Consider the following 19,759-nt stretch of genomic DNA (forward strand, 5'->3'; position numbering starts at 1 on the left):
AAAGACGCCCGCTCACTCCTGGCGTCCCCCGAGGCGCCCGCGGCCACTGGGGGTTCAGCGGGGGGGTCCCTTTTTACCCCGCGGCAGCCGCCCGTCCTCGTCGCCACAAGCGCTCAGCAGGCCCTGCCGGACGCCCGCGGTGCACCCTCAGACCCGTGTCCAGCCGAGCGTCCGCATGATGTCGGACACACGCATGTAGACGCCGGGGCTGCCGGCCCGTCCGCAGCCAGTCCCCCAGGAGACGAGTCCGATCAACCGCCCCTGGGCCACCAGCGGCCCCCCGCTGTCGCCCTGACAGGCGTCCCGGCCCCCCTCCGTCTCCCCGGCGCACAGCATGCTCCTGGCGTCGTAGGTACCGTCGGCACCGCCCGGATAGGCATCCTCACAGAGCGCATCGGGGAGCACGCGCACACGTGCCGCGCGCAGACTCCCGGGATACTCGCCGGCACCCGAGATGTCACCCCAGCCGTACACCGTCGCGGTCATGCCCACTCCGTACGCGGGGTCACCGTCGGCCGCCATGCCGATCACCGAGTCGGACGGAAGCGGTTCGGCCAGGGTCAGTACGGCGAAGTCCCCGAAGTTGCTGACGCCGTCGTACACCGGGTTCACCCAGGTGTCCCGCACGGAGATCTCCTGACCGCCGCGGTCCGAGAGCAGGTCTGTGCGTCCCGCTATGACCTTGAGGTCCCGGACGCGCTCCGCTGGCCCGCCCAGGACGTCTTCGTCCAGGCAGTGGGCCGCAGTGAGCACGGTGCTCCGGCCGACCGCCACGCCGCCGCAGAACTGCCCCGCGCGCGTACCCCCGAACCGGTCACGACTGGACAGGGCAACCGTCCACGGGCTCTCCGACGCGTCGACGGGGAATCCCCCTATGACCACGCTGTCGGCGGCCACAGGGGCGGTGGAACCCATGGATATGGCGGATGCCGCGGCTGCCAGGACCAGTGACCGGGCCAGGGCTCGGGCTAGGCGACGACGCATGCGCACTCCTCACTCCGTGATGTCGGTGAGACACCCAGGGTGATCCACCCGGAGACACCCCGCACCTGCGGAGAGGCGGCAGCACGAAGGCCCGGTCCCCTGGGGGCACCGGGCCTTCCGCGCCGTACGACCGTGACTAGTCGAGGTAGTCGCGCAGCACCTGCGAACGGGACGGGTGGCGCAGCTTCGACATCGTCTTGGACTCGATCTGGCGGATCCGCTCACGCGTGACGCCGTAGACCTTGCCGATCTCGTCGAGGGTCTTCGGCTGACCGTCGGTGAGACCGAAGCGCATCGAGACGACGCCCGCCTCGCGCTCGGACAGGGTGTCCAGGACGGAGTGCAGCTGCTCCTGGAGGAGCGTGAAGCTGACCGCGTCGGCCGGGACGACCGCCTCGGAGTCCTCGATGAGGTCACCGAACTCGCTGTCGCCGTCCTCGCCGAGCGGGGTGTGCAGCGAGATGGGCTCGCGGCCGTACTTCTGGACCTCGATGACCTTCTCCGGGGTCATGTCGAGCTCCTTGGCCAGCTCCTCCGGGGTGGGCTCGCGGCCCAGGTCCTGGAGCATCTGGCGCTGCACACGCGCGAGCTTGTTGATGACCTCGACCATGTGCACCGGGATACGGATGGTGCGGGCCTGGTCGGCCATGGCGCGGGTGATCGCCTGACGGATCCACCAGGTGGCGTACGTGGAGAACTTGTAGCCCTTGGTGTAGTCGAACTTCTCGACCGCGCGGATCAGACCGAGGTTGCCTTCCTGGATGAGGTCCAGGAAGAGCATGCCGCGGCCGGTGTAGCGCTTGGCCAGGGAGACCACCAGGCGGAGGTTGGCCTCCAGGAGGTGGTTCTTGGCGCGGCGGCCGTCCTCGGCGATGATCTCCAGCTCGCGCTTCAGCTTCGGCGCCAGCTTGTCCGCGTTGGCCAGCTTGTCCTCGGCGAACAGGCCTGCCTCGATGCGCTTGGCGAGCTCGACCTCCTGCTCGGCGTTGAGCAGGGGGACCTTGCCGATCTGCTTGAGGTAGTCCTTGACGGGGTCGGCGGTGGCACCGGCGGCGGCGACCTGCTGCGCGGGCGCGTCGTCCTCGTCCTCGTCGGAGAGGACGAAGCCCGCGTTCTCGGTGCCCTCGGGCTCCTCGCCGGCCTTGCCGGGGGCTGCTTCCTCGAGCACCTCCTCCTCGAGGAGCTCGACGTCGTCCTTCTTGGCGCTGGTCTTCTTGGCCGCCGTCTTCTTGGCGACGGTCTTCTTCGCGGCCGCCTTCTTGGCGGTCGTCTTCTTGGCTGCCGCCTTCTTGGCGGGCGCCTCTTCCTCGACGGCGGGCTCGGCGGCGGGCGCCGCCGGCGTGGCGGTGGCGGTGGCCTTCCTGGTGGTCACCGCCTTGGCCGCGACCGTCTTGGTGGCGGTGCGCTTGGCGGGACTCTTCGCTGCGACGCTCTTTCGGGTGCGCTTGGGCTCTGCGGCACTGACCATCAGCGTCACACCCTCTTCCTCGAGGATCTGGTTGAGGCTGCGCAGTACGTTCTTCCACTGAGTGGCCGGAATCTGGTCAGCTTCGAAGGCCCGACGCACGTCATCGCCGGCGATCTGCCCCTCAGCCTTTCCCCGCTCAATGAGCGCCATGACAGAGACGGACTCGGCGATCTCCGGCGGGAGCGTACGGGATGTGCTGGCCGACACGAACAACCTCTCGGAACGTTGGAAAACGGCTTCCGGCACCGTCCACAGGGGACAGGAGCCGACCGCCGGCTTGGGGATGGGCCGACGGCGCGGGCGGGGGCCGGGAAGATGCACAGCGCCGTGAACGGCGTCCGTATTCCCTCCGCGGCTGTCACCTCTTAGGTCATCGCGTTCTTCCCGCGAGCGTTACGCCCAATCTGCGTGGCCCGAGTCACACCCCGTAAGCGAATAAAAACGGTCAGACGCGGGCAGAGGCGGTCACCTCTGGTTGCGACCGGCCGCGCCGGTGGATCCACGGCCCGTTCGCGCCGTCGGACCCCGCGGGATCACGGAGGATCCCGCGGGGTCCGACGGGAGGCGGTTCACCGATCGGGCGCTGCCACAGGAGGGGGGTGGCACACCCGGCCGCGCCGCCCGCGGAACGCGGTCAGTGCTCGCGCGGGGCGGGCACCACCCGTTCCACCTCGGGGTGGACCGTGAGGAGTTGCCGCATCGCCGCCTCGGCCGCGGCCCCGTCACCGGTGGCGAGGGCGTCACAGATGCGGCTGTGGTGCGCCAGCGACGTCTCGTTCGGCCGGTCACAGCCCGTGACCGGGCCGCCCGAGACCTGGAGGGCCGCGGACACGATCCCGGAGAGGTGCTCCAGCATGCGGTTCCCCGCGATCTGGATGAGCAGCGAGTGGAACTCGGAGTCGGCGCGGGAGAAGGTGAGCGCGTCACCCTGGGCCATCGCGTGTCCCATGATCTCGACCATGTCGACGAGGCGCTGCTGGACCTCCTCGCGCCCGTGCCCGGCGGCGAGGCGGGCGGCGAGCGGCTCGATCGTCCAGCGCAGCTCGCTCAGCTCGCGGCGCTGGTCGTCCCGCTGCGGCCCGAAGGCCCGCCACTCGATGATGTCCGGGTCGAGGAGGTTCCAGTCGCTGACGGGGCGCACGCGGGTGCCGACGTTCGGGCGGGCGCTCACCAGGCCCTTGGCCTCCAGGACGCGGAGCGACTCGCGGACGACGGTGCGGGAGACCTCGAAGCGCTGGCCGATCTCCTCGGGCACCAGCGGGCGGTCGGCGCCCAGGTCTCCGGAGACGATCATCTGACCGAGCTGCTGGACGAGTTGGCCGTGCAGTCCGCGGCCGCGGTTGCCCGCGGCTCGTCGGCCCACACGGCCGAGCTCGGGGTCCGCGCCGTCCCAGGCAGGGGCCCCGACCCGGTCGACGGCGGGCGCCTCGGCATAGGGGTAGCGGTCGAGTTCGCCCGGGTTCGCGAGGCCGGAGTCAGCGGAGCGGGCGGCGGTCATCATGGTGTGCGCAAGGGTACTCACGCATCCTTTGTCGGCGCCGTCTCCAACTCCCTTGAGGTCTTTGGTGAAAAGCACACGAAAGGGTGATCGCTCACCCCGTCGCAATTGACGCCTTATCGGAAAGAAATGGGCGTTCTGCGGGGAGTTGTGCGCATGGCCGGATCAAGAGTTACGGACAGTCGTCACCGCACTCTGCTCCGCATCGTCGTGAGCACATACGCGCAGAGCAGAGCGGTCAGCGACAACGTCAGTGCGCCGCCGACCGGTTGGGAAATCACCCTGAGCGCGGTCTCCAGGTAGCGCTCTCCCCCGAAAGGCCACCGCGGCAGGAGAGCCTCTCGCAGCCGCGTGGGGAGTCCCGCCGCGGTCCGCACGGACGGTCCGTCCAGGAACCGGTGCACGACAGGTACGACGAGCAGGGGCACGGCGGCCACCGCGGCGAGCCCGGCCGTGGTGGACCGGAAGACCCCTGCGGCCAGAACGCCCGCCCAGGCACAGCCGACCACGAGCCCGAGCCAACTCGCACTCAGCGCGATCCAGTCGGCGGGAACCTGGGCGAGCTCCCGTCCGTAGACGAGATAGAGCACTTCGGCGTCGCAGCCGACGGTGAGAACGGCCAGCACCAGCGCGGTGACCGAGGCGACGAGCAGTTTCGCGGCGAGGAGCCCCAGCCGGCGGGGCACGGTGCCGTGGTCCGCTGCCAGGGCGGGGTGGCGGAACTCGTCGCCGAAGGCCAGCGCGCCGAGCAGTCCCGCGCCCAGCGCGGCGGGCGGCAGAGGCAGTTCCCGCGGCCACGCGGCCAGCAGGCGCGGCTGCGGGGTGTGCCCGATACGGGCGAGCACTACGGCGGTCACAGCGGACACGACGAGCACGACGGCCCCGGTGAGGAAACCGGTGCCGATCCCGGCGGCACGGCGGATCTCGTAACGGAGCGGGCGGAGGGGGCTGGGGGCGGGGCGGACGGAAATGGGGGGCGGCAGAGGGGGCAGAGCGTCGAGCGTGCGGGCCGCGCGGGAGTGGGCGGGGTGGAGCCCTCGGGGCGGCGAGGGCGGGAGCGTCGCCTTCTGCGGCGGGGCGGCGGCGTTGCCCGGTTCATCGGCCGTGAGGACCTCTGGGCGTTCATGTGGCTCGGTCGAGGGCTCATGCGGCTCGGTGGAGCGCTCGTGCGGCTCGGTGGAGCGCTCGTGCGGCTCGGTGGAGCGCTCGTGCGGCTCGATGGGGGGCTGGTGCGGCCCGGTGGAGGGGTCTGCCCGGCCGCGAGAGGGTGACGATTCGTCGGAGGCCGGCCCCCGGGTGTCCATGGTGGGGCGCGGCTCGAGTGTGGGTCTCGGTTCTGCTGCTGCGGCCGCCGGCAGAGGCGTGCTGAGGGACGGCTCCGGATCGCCGGTCCTGGGCGCAGCAATGATCCGGGGCGCGTCCGAGGTGTGCTCCGGTCCGACCGCGGCGTGTTCCGCCTCGACCGCGGCGTCTTCTACCTCGACTGCGGCAGGTTCTGCCGGACCTGCGCCCGCGCCGGGCCCCATGTCTCCGATTTCGTCGGCGAGTTGATGGACGACGATGCCGTTCCGGAAGGCGGTCTCGCCGATGTCCGCGCAGGTACTGCCATAGACGGAGAGGCGGTTGCCGCCCTCTCGTACGACTTCCACGGAGCGCTGCGAGGTGCGGGCGTGTTTGGCCAGGAGAGCCGCCAGGCGGGCCGCGTGCGGGCTGCGGACGGCGACACGGGGACGAAGGCGGGTGCGGGAGAACTCGGCGGCCTCCTGGTCGGCCACGAGCCTGCCCTGCTCCAGCGTGACGACCCGGTCGGCGGTGCGTGCGGCCTCCTTGGGGTCGGTCGTGGTGAACAGGACCGTGCCGCCCTGGGTGGCGTGGGCGCGGAGCATGCCGTGCAACCAGTTGGCCTCGCGGCTGGAGAGCCCGTCGGTGGGGTCGTCGAGGACGAGGGTGTGCGGGTCGGCCAGGAGGGCGCAGGCCAGGCCGAGGCGGCGGTCCATGCCGCGTGAGAGGGTGCCGAGGCGTTCGTCGCGCAGGCTCACGAGGCCGACCGTCTCCAGGACTTCGTCGGCACGCCGGACCGACACCCCCGCCGCGGCGCACAGCATGCGCAGATGCCCCCGGACGGTGCGGGCCGGGTGGCCCGGAACGTCGCCCAGCAGCACGCCGACCTCGCGTGAGGGGTGGGCGATGCGATGCAGGGGGCGGCCCCGGAAGTAGGTGACACCACGGCCCTGTTGGAGTTCGAGCATCAGTCTGAGGACTGTCGTCTTTCCGGCGCCCGGTGCTCCCAGCAGCGCGGTGACGCGGCCCGCTCGCGCCTCGAAGGAGACGTCGTCCGCTGCGGGCGGAAGCTTTTTGCGGGGATTGCTGGTCAGTCCGAAGGCCTGGATCACTCGAAGCAAGATAGCGCGCTATGTCCGGTTTTCCGGGCATCCCATGGGCTATCTCGGGTAGAGCGACGATGCCTTGTCGGGACCGCGGGCCGATCGCGTCGCGGACCCGGCGACGATCGCGCCCGCGCCGGGGCCGCCGGTCACACCTCGGGGCGCAGCATCGGGGGGTTGAGCAGGGTCGCGCCACCGGCACGGAAGAGCTGCGCGGGGCGGCCGCCCTGGCGTGTGGTCGTCCCACCGGTGGGGACGAGGAAGCCCGGGGTGCCCGTGACCTTGCGATGGAAGTTGCGCGGGTCGAGCGCCACGCCCCAGACCGCCTCGTAGACGCGGCGCAGCTCTCCGACGGTGAATTCGGGCGGGCAGAAGGCGGTGGCCAGCGACGAGTACTCGATCTTCGAACGAGCGCGCTCCACGCCGTCGGCCAGGATCTGCGCGTGGTCGAAGGCGAGCGGCGCTACCGGCTCGGCGTCACGCCCATAGCCGCCCTGCTGCAGTAGTTCCTCGACCGGGGCCCAGCGCGCGTTGCTGGCGTCCCCGCCGGCCCTTGGTGCGGGCAGGTCGGGAGCGAGGGCGAGGTGGGCGACACTGACGACCCGCATCCGGGGGTCCCGCTTGGGGTCGCCGTAGGTGGCGAGCTGCTCCAGATGAGCGCCGTTGTCCTGTGCGGGGACGGACGGGTCGTGGACACGCAGCCCCGTCTCCTCGGCCAGCTCGCGTGCCGCTGCCTGCGCGAGGTCCTCATCGGCCCGTACGAAGCCGCCGGGGAGCGCCCAGCGCCCCTGGAACGGCGGCTCCCCCCTGCGTACCGCCAGCGCGCACAGGGCATGGCGGCGCACGGTCAGCACGACCAGGTCCACGGTGACGGCAAAGGGCGGAAAGGCTGACGGGTCGTAGGGCATGCCGCGATCATAGTCGTCTGCCTGACGATAAACACTCCCTTCGGTGTCGCTTCGCCTACTGATCCACTTTGGTGCGGTACGGGCTCCGGTGTCTGTTCCCGATCATCCGGCGGTGGCCTGTCGCCCCAGGTCACACGCCCAGTTGCAACCCGTCGGCCGCCTCCTCGACCATGGCGAGGCCGAGCCGGCTGACCCGCACCGAGAACGGCGCGCCGGCCACCCTCAGCCCCATGAGGCCGATCTCGCCCAGAGGGGCGCTGCGCACAGGTCGCAGGGTGACCGTCCCGGCCGGGGCGTCGGGGCGGATGCCGGCCAGCGTGGTCAGCAGCAGGACCCCGGAAGCCGCCGAAGTGGCCGCCGGGCGGCAGGCCGCGGGATGCGGGAGAGGGGCGCTCCCCTCAGTGCGCTGTTCGCCCGCGTACATCTCGGGCAGGCGGTGGCCGAAGGCCTCGGCGGCCGACAGGACGCCGCGCAGCAGCGAACTCGCCTCCTTCTCGTAGCCGGCGGCGGCCAGCCCCGCGACGGCGAGTGCCGTCTCCTGGACCCGTACAGACCCGGCGCGGTGGCCGAACGGGTTGTATCCCGCTTCCTTCGCGCCCAGACCGCGCAGGCCCCAGCCCGAGTCCATGACCGGGCTGCCGAGCAGCCGGGCGAGGTGCTCCGTCTGGACCTTGTCGAGCAGACCGGGTGCCGGCGCGCCCCCGCCCAACAAGCCGGTGTCGAGCAGGTGCACGGCGGCCGCGCTCAGATGGGGCACGGGCCTGCCGTCCGGGGCACGGGCCACGGCAGGCCGACCGCCTCCGAGGTCGTCGACCCAGAAGTCCTTCCGGAAGGCGGCGCGTAATTCCTGCGCCCACTGCCGGAGCGCTGCCCCGCCCGTGCGTCCGCAGGCGTCCAGCAGATCGGCGCCGAGCAGTGCGGCGCGGTGGGCGTGGGCTTGCGTCTCGCAGCGGACCAGGCCGCCGTGATGCGGGTCGCGCAGGTAGGTGTCGTCACCCACGGTGGTCCGCAGCCACGTCAGGCAGCGCTCCGCGGCGGGCAGCAACTCCTCCGTCTCCTGCTCGGAGAGGCCCCAGCGGCGGGCCTCGGCGAGCAGCGCCGGGAAGAGCAGCGTGGCTTCGGTTCCGGTGCACTGCGGCGGAAGGTGCGGCCCGGCGTCCCGTCGCGGGCCGGGGATCATCCCGGACTGCTGTCCTCGTCCCGTGGCCTGGGTCCTGGCGAGGATCCGCAAGGTCCCCGCGGCCAGGCCGGTTCCGAGGGGCAGGACCATCCGGGCGGCGACGAGCGCGTCGGCGGGGGCCAGTCCGCAGCGCCAGGGTGCCCCGGCGGCGAGGTGGGTGTCGGCGGGGTTGGCGGCGTCGCGCAACAAGAGGGCCTGGAGGTCCTCGATGCTCGTCCGCAGCAGAGCGGGGACTCTGAGATCGTCGCCTTCCGCGCGCGCCCCGGCGAGAGGGCTGGTCGCCGCACGGCCCACGGCTCGCAGTGGCCCCGCGCCGTCCGGCCGCACCCGCAGTTCGACACTTCTGCTCCCGCCCGGCGGCAGGTCGAGCTCCCACCTCAGCAGCCCCGCCGAGGCCAGAGCGTCCGAGGGAGGCGGCGCGGCCGAGACGGACGCGTTGCCGGTGGCGCAGGACCAGCGCAGGCCGGAGTCGTGGACGCTGGCGGGAAGTTCGGGGCCCGCGCTGCCGGAGGCGATCGCCCCGAGGTCGGCCAGGTCCGTCCCCAGGGCCACCTCGACCGGCAGACGCAGCGGCCGGGGAGCCGCACTGTGCAGGGTGATCCGCTCGGTGCCGTCCGCGTACCTGTTCCGTTCCACGAGCACGTCCGGGTCGGGGCCGGCCTGCGGGGAGGTGCGGAGCGTCCCCACGAACCTGGCGCGGTCGGCCGTGGCCATCCGTGCCTGGACGGCGAGGGGTTCCCGTCCGGCAACGCGGACCTCGCACCGGGAGAGCACGCGTCGGCCTGCGCGATAGAACCCTTCCAGGCCCCGGCCGGTCATCTGCCCTGCCTCCGTCGAGATGGCCAGGCCGGGAAGGGCGACACAGATGAGCACGGTGTGGGCGGGTGGGAGGTCGGCGGACCAGCGCAGTCCGGGCACCGTGGCACCGCGGGGCAGGGGCGCCTGCCCTGTCGACGATGGCGGCCTGCCTTGGGGCGGGGGCAGCGCGGCCGAAGCGTGATCCGACGGGAGACCGGGGCGACGGCTCTGGGCAGCCCAGCGGGCAGGCGGACGGTTCGGGCCGGGCGGGTCGGGCGGTCGTGGGTCCGGGCTCGAGGGTGGTGAGTCGGGCGAGGCAGGGGCGACCGGCGAGGTGCCTCCAGGGAACCTGGGACCGTAACCGTCGACCCGGGCCGCCGGTCGCCGAGAGGCATCCTGGGCTCCCGGCCACGAAACGCCGGTCCCGGTCCGGTCACGACCTGGCCGGAGGAGCGGCGGGGGTGCGTCCCGGGAGGGGCGGTCGTCGGCGGCGGAGGGCGGAGTCGGCTGGTGCATGGGAAGGCTTCCTCTGCGCTCTGTGCGCCTCGATCGAGTTCGGCGCCGGTGCCGGAGGGCTCCGACGGGGCAGGGGCAGTGCGGCGTCACGGCCCGTCCAGCCGTTCCGCCACTCAGGTGAACGGCGTGGGCGTCCTCCGAGTCACGCCCGTCGCCCTGGCCCCTGCGCCTGGCATCCACCAGCCGGACACTCACTCCTCCCCCTCCCCACTGTGGTCGGGCTGCGCGTCTTGCTGACCCGTGTCTGCGCAGGGCATGGCCGCCTTGCGCACCGCGCGCGCATCTCGTGTGCGCGCACTCCTGGATCCCGCGGATCCCGTCGGCGTGGCCCGGCCGGGGCGCGTTTCGGCTTCCGCAGCACCGGCAGGGCGCGTGGTGCCCGACGGCGTACGCCGTCGGGATGCCCCCGTGCTCGGGGCACGGTCTGCCGCGCGGGCACGGGCAGGGGTGCCGCCGGACGCACCGGCGGTACGGGGCCGGCGTCGACGGCGTGAGGGCAACGTCGCGGGCGAAGGCTCGGAGTGCGACTCGGCGTGCGGCTCAGTGCGCGGTTCGAGATGCGGCTCGGAGTGCGACTCAGGGCGTGACTCGGGGCGCGGCTCGGGATGCGACTCAAGGCGCGGCTCGGAGTGCGGCTCCAACTCGGGCTGGGCTGTCTCTCGCCCGACGGCTTGGTCACCGTCCGCCCGAGTGACGGAGCCGTCCGAGCGTGATTGCGTTACGTCCGCCCGAGTGGCGGCGCCGTCCGAGCGCGATGCCGTTCCGTCCACCCCCGCTTCCGCGCCGTCGTTCACCACGCGCCCGCGGCCTTCGCGCTCCGCTCGCAGGCACGTGCGGATCGACTCCGGGTCGAGACCCTCGTTGCAGGCCTGGTGCAGCAGCCGGGCGAAGAGGTAGTCGGGGTCCGCGCCCAGGGCCATGGCGAGGGCTTCCCGGGCCTCCAGTTCGTCGCCGCTGGACCAGGCGACCCAGCCGGCGAGGGTGAGCGGTGCGGCGGCATGCTCGCCGTACGGCCCGACGCAGCGGCGGGCCAGGGTCCGCCACAGGCGGAGGGCGCGTGCGGCCTCGTCGCCCTCCATCCACTCGGCCGCTCGGTCACGGGTCGCGCGGTCCTGGAGGCCGAGGATCAACCGGGCGGCCTCGTCGTGCCCGAGCAGTTCGTCGTCGCGGAGATCCGCCAGGAGTGTGCCGGTGACCGGCTGTGCCTCGGCGAAACGGTCCAGGACCTTCCCGGCAAGTTCCAGCGTTTCGCCGGCCACCTCGGCGCGGCCCGCGTCGTCGAGGATCCTCGGGACCAGCGCCATGCTGGCGGTGTCCAGGGCGGCTTCCTGCTGGAGGGCGGCGGCGTTCTCCCAGGGTTGCAGCCGCGCCCGCAGCTCTCGCAGTGTGCCGCGCACCTGGATCCCGGCATAGGTGGCCGCGGCCGCCAGCACCGACGTACCGGGCAGGCCCATGGTGGCTCCTTCGCGCGGGCAGCAGGCCGCGTTGTCACAGCAGTACGACCAGTAGCGGCCCTCCGAGATGCACAACGCCTCGACCACCACCACGTCCAGGGATCCGCACTCGACGCGCAGCCTGTGGGCCAGGGGCCTCAGCCGCTCCATCACCTGCTGCCCGGACTGGCCCTTCTCCGGTTCCTGGCACAGGAAGGCGACCATCGACTCGGGGCGGACCCCTCGGCGCTCGCTGCCTTTCACCAAACCGTGGGCCAGTTGCCTGGCCGCGGACGGCCAGTCGTCCGGGTTCGAGGGGATGCCCAGCCGGGCCCGGCCTCCGAACCGCCCGCGCCCGTCCCTGTCGTGCAGGGCTACCAGGACGATGCTGTCCTCGGGGCGGTATCCGAGGAGGTACGGCAGGGCGTCGGCCAGTTCGGCCGGGGTGCGCAGGGTGACCTGGTGCTCGCCGCCATGGCCGTCGTACGGGGGGCCAGGGACGTACGGCCCGGCCGCGTCGCTCCCCCGCGTCAGGTGTCCGCCCTCCTCATGCCCGCCACGCGCCTCAGGCCCGGTGATGTCGCCGTTTTCGGAGGATCCAGTCGCTTCGCTGTGATTCGTCATGCGGAGACGATCTCGCGGAATCCAGACCTCCGCTTGAACCTGTGGATAAGTCCGATCAGGGACACGTCATCAAAGGTCAGCGCGGTGTCCGATCGCGCGGTCCAGCGCTCCGGCTGTCAGTGCCGTCCTGTTGTATGGAACGCATGGAGCACACGAGCAACGCGGATCTCAGGGCGGCGGCCGACGCGGTCCTCGCCCGTCTCGTCGGGGACGTCTCGGGAACGGCCCGGCTGCGCGAGGACCAGTGGCGGGCGATCGAGGCGCTGGTCGCCGACAGACGCCGTGCCCTGGTCGTCCAGCGCACGGGGTGGGGCAAGTCCGCGGTGTACTTCGTGGCGACCTCGCTGCTGCGGGCACAGGGCAGCGGTCCGACCGTGATCGTGTCCCCGCTGCTCGCGCTCATGCGGAACCAGGTCGAGGCAGCGGCCCGGGCCGGCATCCACGCCCGGACGATCAACTCCGCCAACACCGAGGAGTGGGAGGCCGTCCAGGACGAGATCGCCGCGGGCCAGGTCGACGTCCTGCTCGTGAGCCCCGAGCGGCTCAACAACCCGGACTTCCGGGACCAGGTGCTGCCCCGGCTCGCGGCCGCCACCGGACTCCTGGTGGTGGACGAGGCCCACTGCATCTCCGACTGGGGCCACGACTTCCGGCCGGACTACCGCCGGCTGCGGACGATGCTCGCCGACCTCCCGCCCGGTGTGCCGGTGCTCGCGACGACGGCCACGGCCAACGCGCGCGTGACGGCCGACGTCGCGGAGCAGCTCGGCACCGGCGGCGGCTCGGACGCCCTCGTGCTGCGAGGCCCGCTGGACCGGGACAGCCTCAGCCTGAGCGTGCTGCGCCTGTCGGACGCCGCGCACCGGATGGCGTGGCTCGCCGAGCACCTGGACGAACTGCCGGGGTCCGGGATCATCTACACGCTCACCGTGGCCGCCGCCGAGGAGGTCACCGCGTTCCTCCGGCAGCGCGGGCACACGGTCGCGTCGTACACGGGCAAGACGGAGAACGCCGACCGTCAGCAGGCCGAGGAGGACTTGCTCGCCAACAAGGTGAAGGCGCTGGTCGCCACGTCCGCGCTCGGCATGGGCTTCGACAAGCCCGACCTGGGCTTCGTGGTGCACCTCGGCTCGCCCTCCTCCCCCATCGCCTACTACCAGCAGGTCGGACGCGCGGGACGCGGCGTGGAGCACGCCGAAGTACTTCTGCTCCCGGGCAAGGAGGACGAGGCCATCTGGAAGTACTTCGCGTCGCTCGCCTTCCCCTCGGAAGACCTGGTGCGCCGCACGCTGGACGTCCTCGCGCACGCCGAGAAACCCCTGTCTCTGCCCGCCCTGGAGCCCCTCGTGGAGCTGCGCCGCTCCCGCCTGGAGACCATGCTCAAGGTCCTCGACGTGGACGGGGCGGTCAAGCGGGTCAAGGGCGGCTGGATCGCGACCGGACAGCCGTGGACGTACGACGCCGAGCGCTATGCGTGGGTGGCGCGTCAGCGCGAGGCCGAGCAGCAGGCCATGCGCGCGTACGCGTCGACGGCGGACTGCCGCATGGAGTTCCTGCAGCGCCAGCTGGACGACGAGGCCGCCAAGCCGTGCGGCCGCTGCGACAACTGCGCGGGCCCGCGCTTCGCGGCGGACACGTCCGAGGAGGCGCTCGACGCCGCTCGCGTGGACCTGGGGCGGGCCGGTGTGGAGGTGGAGCCCCGCCGGATGTGGCCCACCGGTCTGCCGGCGATCGGTGTGGACCTCAAGGGACGCATCCCGGTCGGCGAACAGGCCGCACTGGGGCGGGCGTTGGGACGGCTGTCGGACATCGGCTGGGGAAACTGGCTGCGGCCCATGTTCGCGCCCCAGGCCCCTGACGAATCCGTGCCGGACGACGTGGCGAAGGCAGTGGTGGAGGTGCTGGCCGACTGGGCCAAGGGCCCCGGAGGCTGGGCTGCGGGCGGACCGGACGCCCAGCCCCGCCCGGTCGGCGTCGTCACGGTCGCCTCCCGGAGCCGGCCCCGGCTGATCCACTCCCTCGGGGCGCACATCGCGGAAGTCGGCCGGCTGCCGCTGCTGGGCACCATCGAGTACACGGGCGACGCGCACCCGGGTTCCCGGAGCAACAGCGCCCAGCGCCTCAAGGCGCTCGACGGGGCCCTGGTCGTGCCGCCCGCCCTGGCCTCCGCCCTCGCCGGGTCCGGCGGGCCGGTCCTTCTCGTGGACGACTACACGGAGACCGGCTGGACCCTCGCCGTCGCGGCCCGCATGCTCCGACGGTCCGGTGCCCAGGGGGTGTTGCCGCTGGTGCTGGCCGTGCAAGGGTGACGACATGGCCGGGGCTAGGCCGACGCCGCCACGACGGTCTCTTTCGACCGGCCGCGGGCGCCCGGCCTCCCCAGCTGGAGGCCATCCCTCGCGCTCCCGCCAGCCGACGCCCTGCCGGATACAGGCGCAGGTGCCGGCCTGGTACGGGACACCGGCCGCCCGCCCGCTGGCGCAAGACTCTGGACGTCGCACGCCCCCATGGCGTACGAACGTGTCGTGCTCGAACGCCCCATGGGTGGCCCGGCAGCGCACGGGGTGGGGATATTAGCCGCGCATCATCTGATAACGGTCGGCTGCCTCAATTGCTCGTTGCCGCATTCAAGTTCGACAGGAAGAATTGAGGTCCGCTCCCGCACGGAACGCCCGCTCCTCCGGCTGGGCTTCGCTGCGGTGCGCGCTCCCAGGAATCCGACCCCGCCCGCAGTGTGGGCGCGTAGCCGAAGGGAGGACCGTGACCTTCGGATTCGCTCCGGCCTCGGCAGCGGCGTCGACGTCCGCCGCTTCCGCCAACCGCTTGCTCGAACCCGCGGAATGGGCCGCCGCCGGGATCCCGCTGCTGCGTAACCCCCGTGAGGTGGTGAGCGGACTCCACGCCCGGCATCATCCGCAGCCGGCGACCGCTGTCATCGCCGTGCTCGACCCGGACGAGCGGCTGCGGGCGAGCGCCTCGTTCGTCCGCCGCCCGGCCCCGGCCGACGGCTGGATGTTCCGCAACGTGCTGCTGGCGCAGCTCCGCCGGGTGATCCCGCACGATCTTCGACGCCGCACCCCGGTGCGCACCGCGGTGCTGCTCTACTGCCGTGAGGGCGACGCCCGTTGGACGGAGGAGGACGGCGCCTGGATGTGGGGGCTGCGCGACGCCTGCACCCTGCACGGGCTGCGCTGCGGGGCGTACATCACCTTGACCCGTGACGGCTGGCAGGTCCTCGGCGAGGGGCGCGGCGGACGCCGCCCTCACTCGGCCTCGGCACCGGAGCCGTTCGACACCTCGGAGGCACCGCCACCGCTGCCGCGCACCGGTGGCGCCGCCTCCGAGATCCTGCGCCGAGCGGCGGCGGCACGCTGAGGGCCTGAGGGCCGGGCGGCGGCACGCTGAGGCTCAGAACGAGCCGTTCCAGCCGTTCCAGCCGTTCCACGACACGAACCGAGGCCCCGCCCAGTAGGCGTACGCACCCCCGATTGCGGCCGGGCGCTGGCGCGGCGAGCGCCCCGAGCATCACCAGCAGCTTGGCCCGACGGTCGTGTGCGGCCGCGCCCAGCACTTCCGGGTGACACGGAGCGACGGCCGTCGTGACCGCCTCGAGCGTCACCCCGGCCCAGACGCACCTGGCCTGGGGCCGACTCGACCAGCCGCTCTCACACGCCTGCGGAGCGGAACCTGACCGAGTCCGCGCGTGCGCCGACCCGCCCGGGACGGCGGGACGCACTCCTCGAACCCCGCCGAGTCACGCAGCCCCTGGCACCACCCGTCGGGCACGCCGAACCGCCCGCCGTGCGGAACCACCGAAGCGGCACCGAGTCAACTCCCAGCGCCCTGAAGGGCGCTGTGGAACCGGCTCAGACGCCGGCGCCCAGCACCGAGTTGATCCGCTGCGGATCACCGCAGACGATCAGCAGGGCACCGGCCCGGGAATGGGCCAGGGACAGGGCGCTCGCGGCTGCGGCCTCGGAACCGCCATTAACGGCGACCACGACCACGGGGCGCGACGCGGCACGGGCCGCGACGGTGGCGTCCGTGTAGAAGACGTCGTCTCCGGCGTCGTGCTGGGCCCAGTAGGAGGTTTCACCGAAGGACAGCTCGTGGGTGGCCCACGGATGCTGTTCGCCGGTCGTGATCACCAGGACGTCACCGGGCGCGCGACCGGAGTCCAGCAGCAGGTCCACGGCCTCCTCGGCGGCGTCGAGGGCCCCCTCGACGGAAGCCGGGATCAGCTGGATCTGCGGGGCGGCAGCAGCGGCGGCACCCGACGGAGCGGGCTTGGGGGCCACCTCTCGCGGCGTACGTTGCACCGGCGGCGTCGGCCGGACAGGGCCGGGACGACCGGGACGCGACGGAGCCGCGGGACGGGGGCCGGGTACGGGGCGGGGGGTCGGCGCGGTGCGGCCGCTGGCCGGAGTGGCGCGGGGACCCTGGGCACTCTCGTGAATCTGAGGCTCCTCGGGAATGAGAGGCATGGGTTGATATTTATCAAACGTTGGTACGACCCGCGTCGGCGGGTGGCGCATGCGTGGGAACGAAACCGTCAGAAATCGAAGCCGAGCTGACCCTCGATCTCCGGAACGCTTCCGTCCGTACAGCTGCGGACCTTCTTGAGGTGCCGCCACTGGGGCAGCGCATCAAGATACGCCCACGACAACCGGTGGTAGGGGGTGGGCCCCCGCTCCGCCAGTGCGGCCTTGTGCACGGGTGATGGATACCCGGCGTTGTCCGCAAAACCGAAGTCTGCATGGTCGATACCCAGTTCGGCCATCATTTTGTCGCGCTGAACCTTGGCGATCACCGAGGCCGCGGCGACCGCCACGCACGACTGATCACCCTTGATCACCGTACGGACCCGCCAGGGGGCACCGAGATAGTCGTGCTTGCCGTCGAGGATGACCGCGTCGGGCCGTACGGGCAGAGCGTCCAGAGCACGCCCCGCCGCGAGCCGCAGCGCGGCCGTCATCCCCAGGTCGTCTATCTCCTCCGGGGAGGCATGCCCGAGGGCGTACGACGTCACCCACTTGTGCAGTTCCTCGGCGAGTTCGGTGCGCCTCTTGATGGTGAGGAGCTTCGAGTCCGTGAGGCCCTCGGGCGGTCGGCGGAGTCCGGTGATCGCCGCGCAGACGGTGACAGGGCCGGCCCAGGCACCGCGCCCCACCTCATCGACACCTGCAACGATCTTCGCTCCGGTCGTGGCTCGAAGGGAGCGCTCGACGGTGTGAGTAGGCGGTTCGTACGGCATGGCGCCCCTAGGTTACGCCGCCCGGAACCGCCCGCGACACCCCGGCCTCCCCGGGCGGGGTCACGGCCCTCGCCAACCCCTCTCAGGCGCCGCTCGGCCGAAGCAGCGGAACCATCAACTGGTCGATCATCTCCTCGACTTCCTGGTCCTGCCATTCACAGCCGCACATCTTGGACCGGTACATCATCATCGCCGGGATGGCGTCGAAGACGTACCCGTTCGCGGCATCCGGACGCACTTCACCTCGCCCGATCCCACGCTCGACCACCTCCCGGAGCATCCTGATGGTGGGCTCCACGACACCGTCGAAGATCACGGCGTGGAATCGCTCTGCCTGCGTCGTGTCGCATTCGTGAATCACGGAGCGAAGCGCGAACCCGGGCCGGGAGAACATCGCGTCGCGCGCCCTCAGGCACAGCGTCAAGAGGTCCTCGCGCACGCTCCCCTCGTCGGGTGCCTCGTCGAAGTGCGGCAGTCCGGCACGCAGGGCATCGGCGACGAGGTCCTCCTTGGACGGCCAGCGTCGGTAGACCGCGGCCTTGCCGGTCTGGGCGCCAGCGGCGACGCCCTCCATGGTCAGGCCGTTCCAGCCGACGGTGCTGAGTTGATCCAGCGCGGCGTCGAGGATCGCGCGTTCGAGCACCGCGCCACGGCGGCGTGCGGCCGTCTGAGCGGGGGCATCCGCCCAGCTCGGGGTAACCATCGGACTCTCTCCAGGGAGCAGCGGAAGCGGATTTTCCGGGGACGGGGGACGTGCCGGACGGCAGCGACGGGGATGTGCCGAACGACGACGCTGACAGTGAACGCTTGCGTTCACTGTCGGGGACTCACTACCGTGGGCGCGACAGTGAACGCGAGCGTTCACTAAGGCATTCGTGGGGGACCCATAGTGACAACCTCTCCATTGCTCCAGAACCAGAAGCCGGGTGCGGCCCGCCGGGAGGGGCATCCCGGCATTGCACTCACCGTCATCGCGGCCTGCCAACTCATGGTCGTACTCGACGCGACGATTGTGAACATCGCGCTCCCGCACATTCAAGACGCGCTCGAGTTCAGCACCACCGACCTCACCTGGGTCGTCAGCTCCTACACCCTCACCTTCGGCGGCCTGCTGCTCCTCGGCGGCCGCGCCGGTGACATCCTCGGCCGGCGCCGGGTCTTCATGACCGGCATCCTGCTCTTCACCCTCGCCTCGCTGCTCGGTGGGCTCGCCCAGGAGCCCTGGCAGTTGCTGGCCGCACGGGTCCTGCAGGGCGTGGGAGGCGCGATTGCCTCGCCCACGTCGCTGGCGCTCATCACCACCACGTTCCCCGAGGGGCCGGAACGCAACCGGGCCTTCGGCGTCTTCGCCGCCGTGTCCGCCGGAGGCGGCGCCATCGGCCTGCTCGCCGGCGGCATGCTCACCGAGTGGCTCGACTGGCGCTGGGTGCTCTTCGTGAACGTGCCGATCGGCGTACTGATCGCCGTGCTCACACCGCTCTACATAGGCGAGTCCGAACGGCACTCCGGCCGCTTCGACATAGCGGGCGCCGTGACCTCCACGGCGGGCATGGCTTCCCTCGTCTACGGCTTCATCCGGGCGGCGGACGAGGGGTGGCGGGACAGTCTCACCATCGGTTCCTTCGGCGCCGCGGTGGTCCTGCTGCTGGCCTTCGGGTTCATCGAGTCGCGGGCCAAGGAGCCGATCACTCCGCTGCGGATGTTCGCCGACCGGAACCGCTCGGGCACGTACGTGATCATGCTGAGCCTGGCCGCGGCCATGTTCGGGATGTTCTTCTACATCGTGCTGTTCGTGCAGAACGTGCTCGGGTACAGCCCGATCGAGGCAGGGCTCGCCTTCCTGCCCGTGACGGTCGTCATCGCGCTCGGGGCGGGACTGTCGCAGCGGTTCCTGCCGGTGCTGGGACCCAAGCCGTTCATGGTCGCGGGCTCGACCCTCGCGATGCTCGGGCTGGCCTGGCAGGCGCTGATCAGCTCCGACAGCTCGTACGCCGGCGGGGTCCTCGGACCGATGCTGGTGTTCGGCTTCGGCATGGGCCTGAACTTCGTGACGCTGACGCTCACGGCCGTCTCCGGTGTCGCCCAGCACGAGGCGGGCGCCGCGTCCGGGTTGCTCAACACCACACAGCAGGTGGGCGGATCGCTGGGTCTGGCCATCCTCACGACGGTCTTCGGTACCGCGACCAGGGACGAGGCGGAGAAGCAGCTTCCGCAGTTCATGGCCGAGGGCTCCGCCGAGCAGAAGGCGGAGTTCGCCAGGACCCATCAGCTGCCTGCGCCGTGGGGGCACGAGGTGCTGGCCCAGGGCATCGCCACGGCCTTCATCCCGGCCGCCGCGATGGCCGTCCTCGCTCTGGTCACCGCCTGGCTGGTGATCAGGGTCCGCAAGAGCGACCTGGAGGCACTGGCCGGTTCGGCCGGGCCGGGGCTCGGCTGACGCGAGGACGTCACGAGGCAGCTGCGACGGCTCACCGGCGGGCGGGGCGCATGCCTGCCGGCGACCGTCGGGCCGGCGAGCCTCCGGCCGCGGGCGGCCGGACCGGCCCCGGGGGACAAATCGCGAGGGTCCCGCCACCCGCGCACGCCTTCCCGCACGGTGTGCGCAAGCACCCCACCAGCGGATCAGGACAGCGAGCAGGACTTCCATGACCACCCCCTTGCGCTCCCGCACGTCCCCGCGGTCCGCGTGAGCCCGTGGCGGCCCACACAGCG

General features: G+C 72.0%; 13 protein-coding genes. 3 read left to right on the forward strand and 10 right to left on the reverse strand.

Annotated features, from left to right (window positions below):
* Positions 1 to 147: 147 nt before the first annotated feature.
* The 7 genes from ABZ948_RS19945 to ABZ948_RS19975 all read right to left on the reverse strand — a co-directional run bounded on the left by ABZ948_RS19945 (position 148) and on the right by ABZ948_RS19975 (position 11,793).
* Positions 148 to 984, reverse strand: a complete 837-nt coding sequence (locus ABZ948_RS19945) for a serine protease (protein ID WP_359761281.1) — start codon at positions 982 to 984, stop codon at positions 148 to 150.
* Positions 985 to 1,120: 136 nt separating this feature from the next.
* Positions 1,121 to 2,659 carry an RNA polymerase sigma factor gene (locus ABZ948_RS19950; protein ID WP_359761283.1) on the reverse strand — a complete coding sequence of 513 codons (1,539 nt, stop codon included), beginning with the start codon at positions 2,657 to 2,659 and terminating at the stop codon, positions 1,121 to 1,123.
* A 427-nt stretch (positions 2,660 to 3,086) separates the two neighbouring features.
* On the reverse strand, positions 3,087 to 3,974 hold the full coding sequence (locus tag ABZ948_RS19955; protein ID WP_359761285.1) for a FadR/GntR family transcriptional regulator: 888 nt from the start codon (positions 3,972 to 3,974) through the stop codon (positions 3,087 to 3,089).
* Positions 3,975 to 4,135: 161 nt separating this feature from the next.
* Positions 4,136 to 6,343 (reverse strand): ABC transporter ATP-binding protein, encoded by a 2,208-nt coding sequence (locus tag ABZ948_RS19960; protein ID WP_359761287.1) that lies wholly within the window; start codon positions 6,341 to 6,343, stop codon positions 4,136 to 4,138.
* A 140-nt stretch (positions 6,344 to 6,483) separates the two neighbouring features.
* Positions 6,484 to 7,242, reverse strand: a complete 759-nt coding sequence (locus ABZ948_RS19965) for an NUDIX hydrolase (protein ID WP_031116901.1) — start codon at positions 7,240 to 7,242, stop codon at positions 6,484 to 6,486.
* 130 nt (positions 7,243 to 7,372) lie between these two features.
* Positions 7,373 to 9,241: a glycogen debranching N-terminal domain-containing protein gene (locus ABZ948_RS19970; protein ID WP_435857541.1), complete on the reverse strand. Its 1,869-nt coding sequence runs from the start codon at positions 9,239 to 9,241 to the stop codon at positions 7,373 to 7,375.
* A gap of 686 nt (positions 9,242 to 9,927) precedes the next feature.
* On the reverse strand, positions 9,928 to 11,793 hold the full coding sequence (locus tag ABZ948_RS19975) for a DUF4192 domain-containing protein (protein ID WP_359761292.1): 1,866 nt from the start codon (positions 11,791 to 11,793) through the stop codon (positions 9,928 to 9,930).
* A 143-nt stretch (positions 11,794 to 11,936) separates the two neighbouring features.
* Between ABZ948_RS19975 and ABZ948_RS19980 the strand changes: the two genes are divergently transcribed.
* Both ABZ948_RS19980 and ABZ948_RS19985 read left to right on the forward strand, forming a co-directional pair.
* A complete protein-coding gene (locus tag ABZ948_RS19980; RefSeq protein ID WP_359761294.1) occupies positions 11,937 to 14,102 on the forward strand; it encodes a RecQ family ATP-dependent DNA helicase in 2,166 nt (721 codons plus the stop codon).
* Positions 14,103 to 14,553: 451 nt separating this feature from the next.
* On the forward strand, positions 14,554 to 15,168 hold the full coding sequence (locus ABZ948_RS19985) for a hypothetical protein (RefSeq protein ID WP_359761296.1): 615 nt from the start codon (positions 14,554 to 14,556) through the stop codon (positions 15,166 to 15,168).
* 491 nt (positions 15,169 to 15,659) lie between these two features.
* Here ABZ948_RS19985 and ABZ948_RS19990 read toward each other — a convergent pair whose 3' ends face one another.
* The 3 genes from ABZ948_RS19990 to ABZ948_RS20000 all read right to left on the reverse strand — a co-directional run bounded on the left by ABZ948_RS19990 (position 15,660) and on the right by ABZ948_RS20000 (position 17,750).
* The gene (locus ABZ948_RS19990) at positions 15,660 to 16,277 is read right to left on the reverse strand and encodes a hypothetical protein (protein WP_359761298.1); all 618 of its coding nucleotides are present in this window, start codon (positions 16,275 to 16,277) and stop codon (positions 15,660 to 15,662) included.
* A gap of 68 nt (positions 16,278 to 16,345) precedes the next feature.
* Positions 16,346 to 17,047, reverse strand: coding sequence for a ribonuclease HII (gene rnhB / locus ABZ948_RS19995; protein ID WP_359761300.1), 702 nt, complete (start codon positions 17,045 to 17,047; stop codon positions 16,346 to 16,348).
* A gap of 82 nt (positions 17,048 to 17,129) precedes the next feature.
* Entirely contained in the window at positions 17,130 to 17,750 is a 621-nt protein-coding gene (locus tag ABZ948_RS20000; RefSeq protein WP_359761302.1) for a TetR/AcrR family transcriptional regulator, read from the reverse strand.
* A 186-nt stretch (positions 17,751 to 17,936) separates the two neighbouring features.
* On the opposite strand from ABZ948_RS20000, the gene ABZ948_RS20005 reads away from it, so the two are divergent.
* A complete protein-coding gene (locus ABZ948_RS20005) occupies positions 17,937 to 19,484 on the forward strand; it encodes an MFS transporter (RefSeq protein ID WP_359761304.1) in 1,548 nt (515 codons plus the stop codon).
* Positions 19,485 to 19,759 lie beyond the last annotated feature (275 nt).

This window comes from Streptomyces olindensis, assembly GCF_040645895.1.
GTDB classification, from domain to species: Bacteria; Actinomycetota; Actinomycetes; order Streptomycetales; family Streptomycetaceae; genus Streptomyces; species Streptomyces olindensis.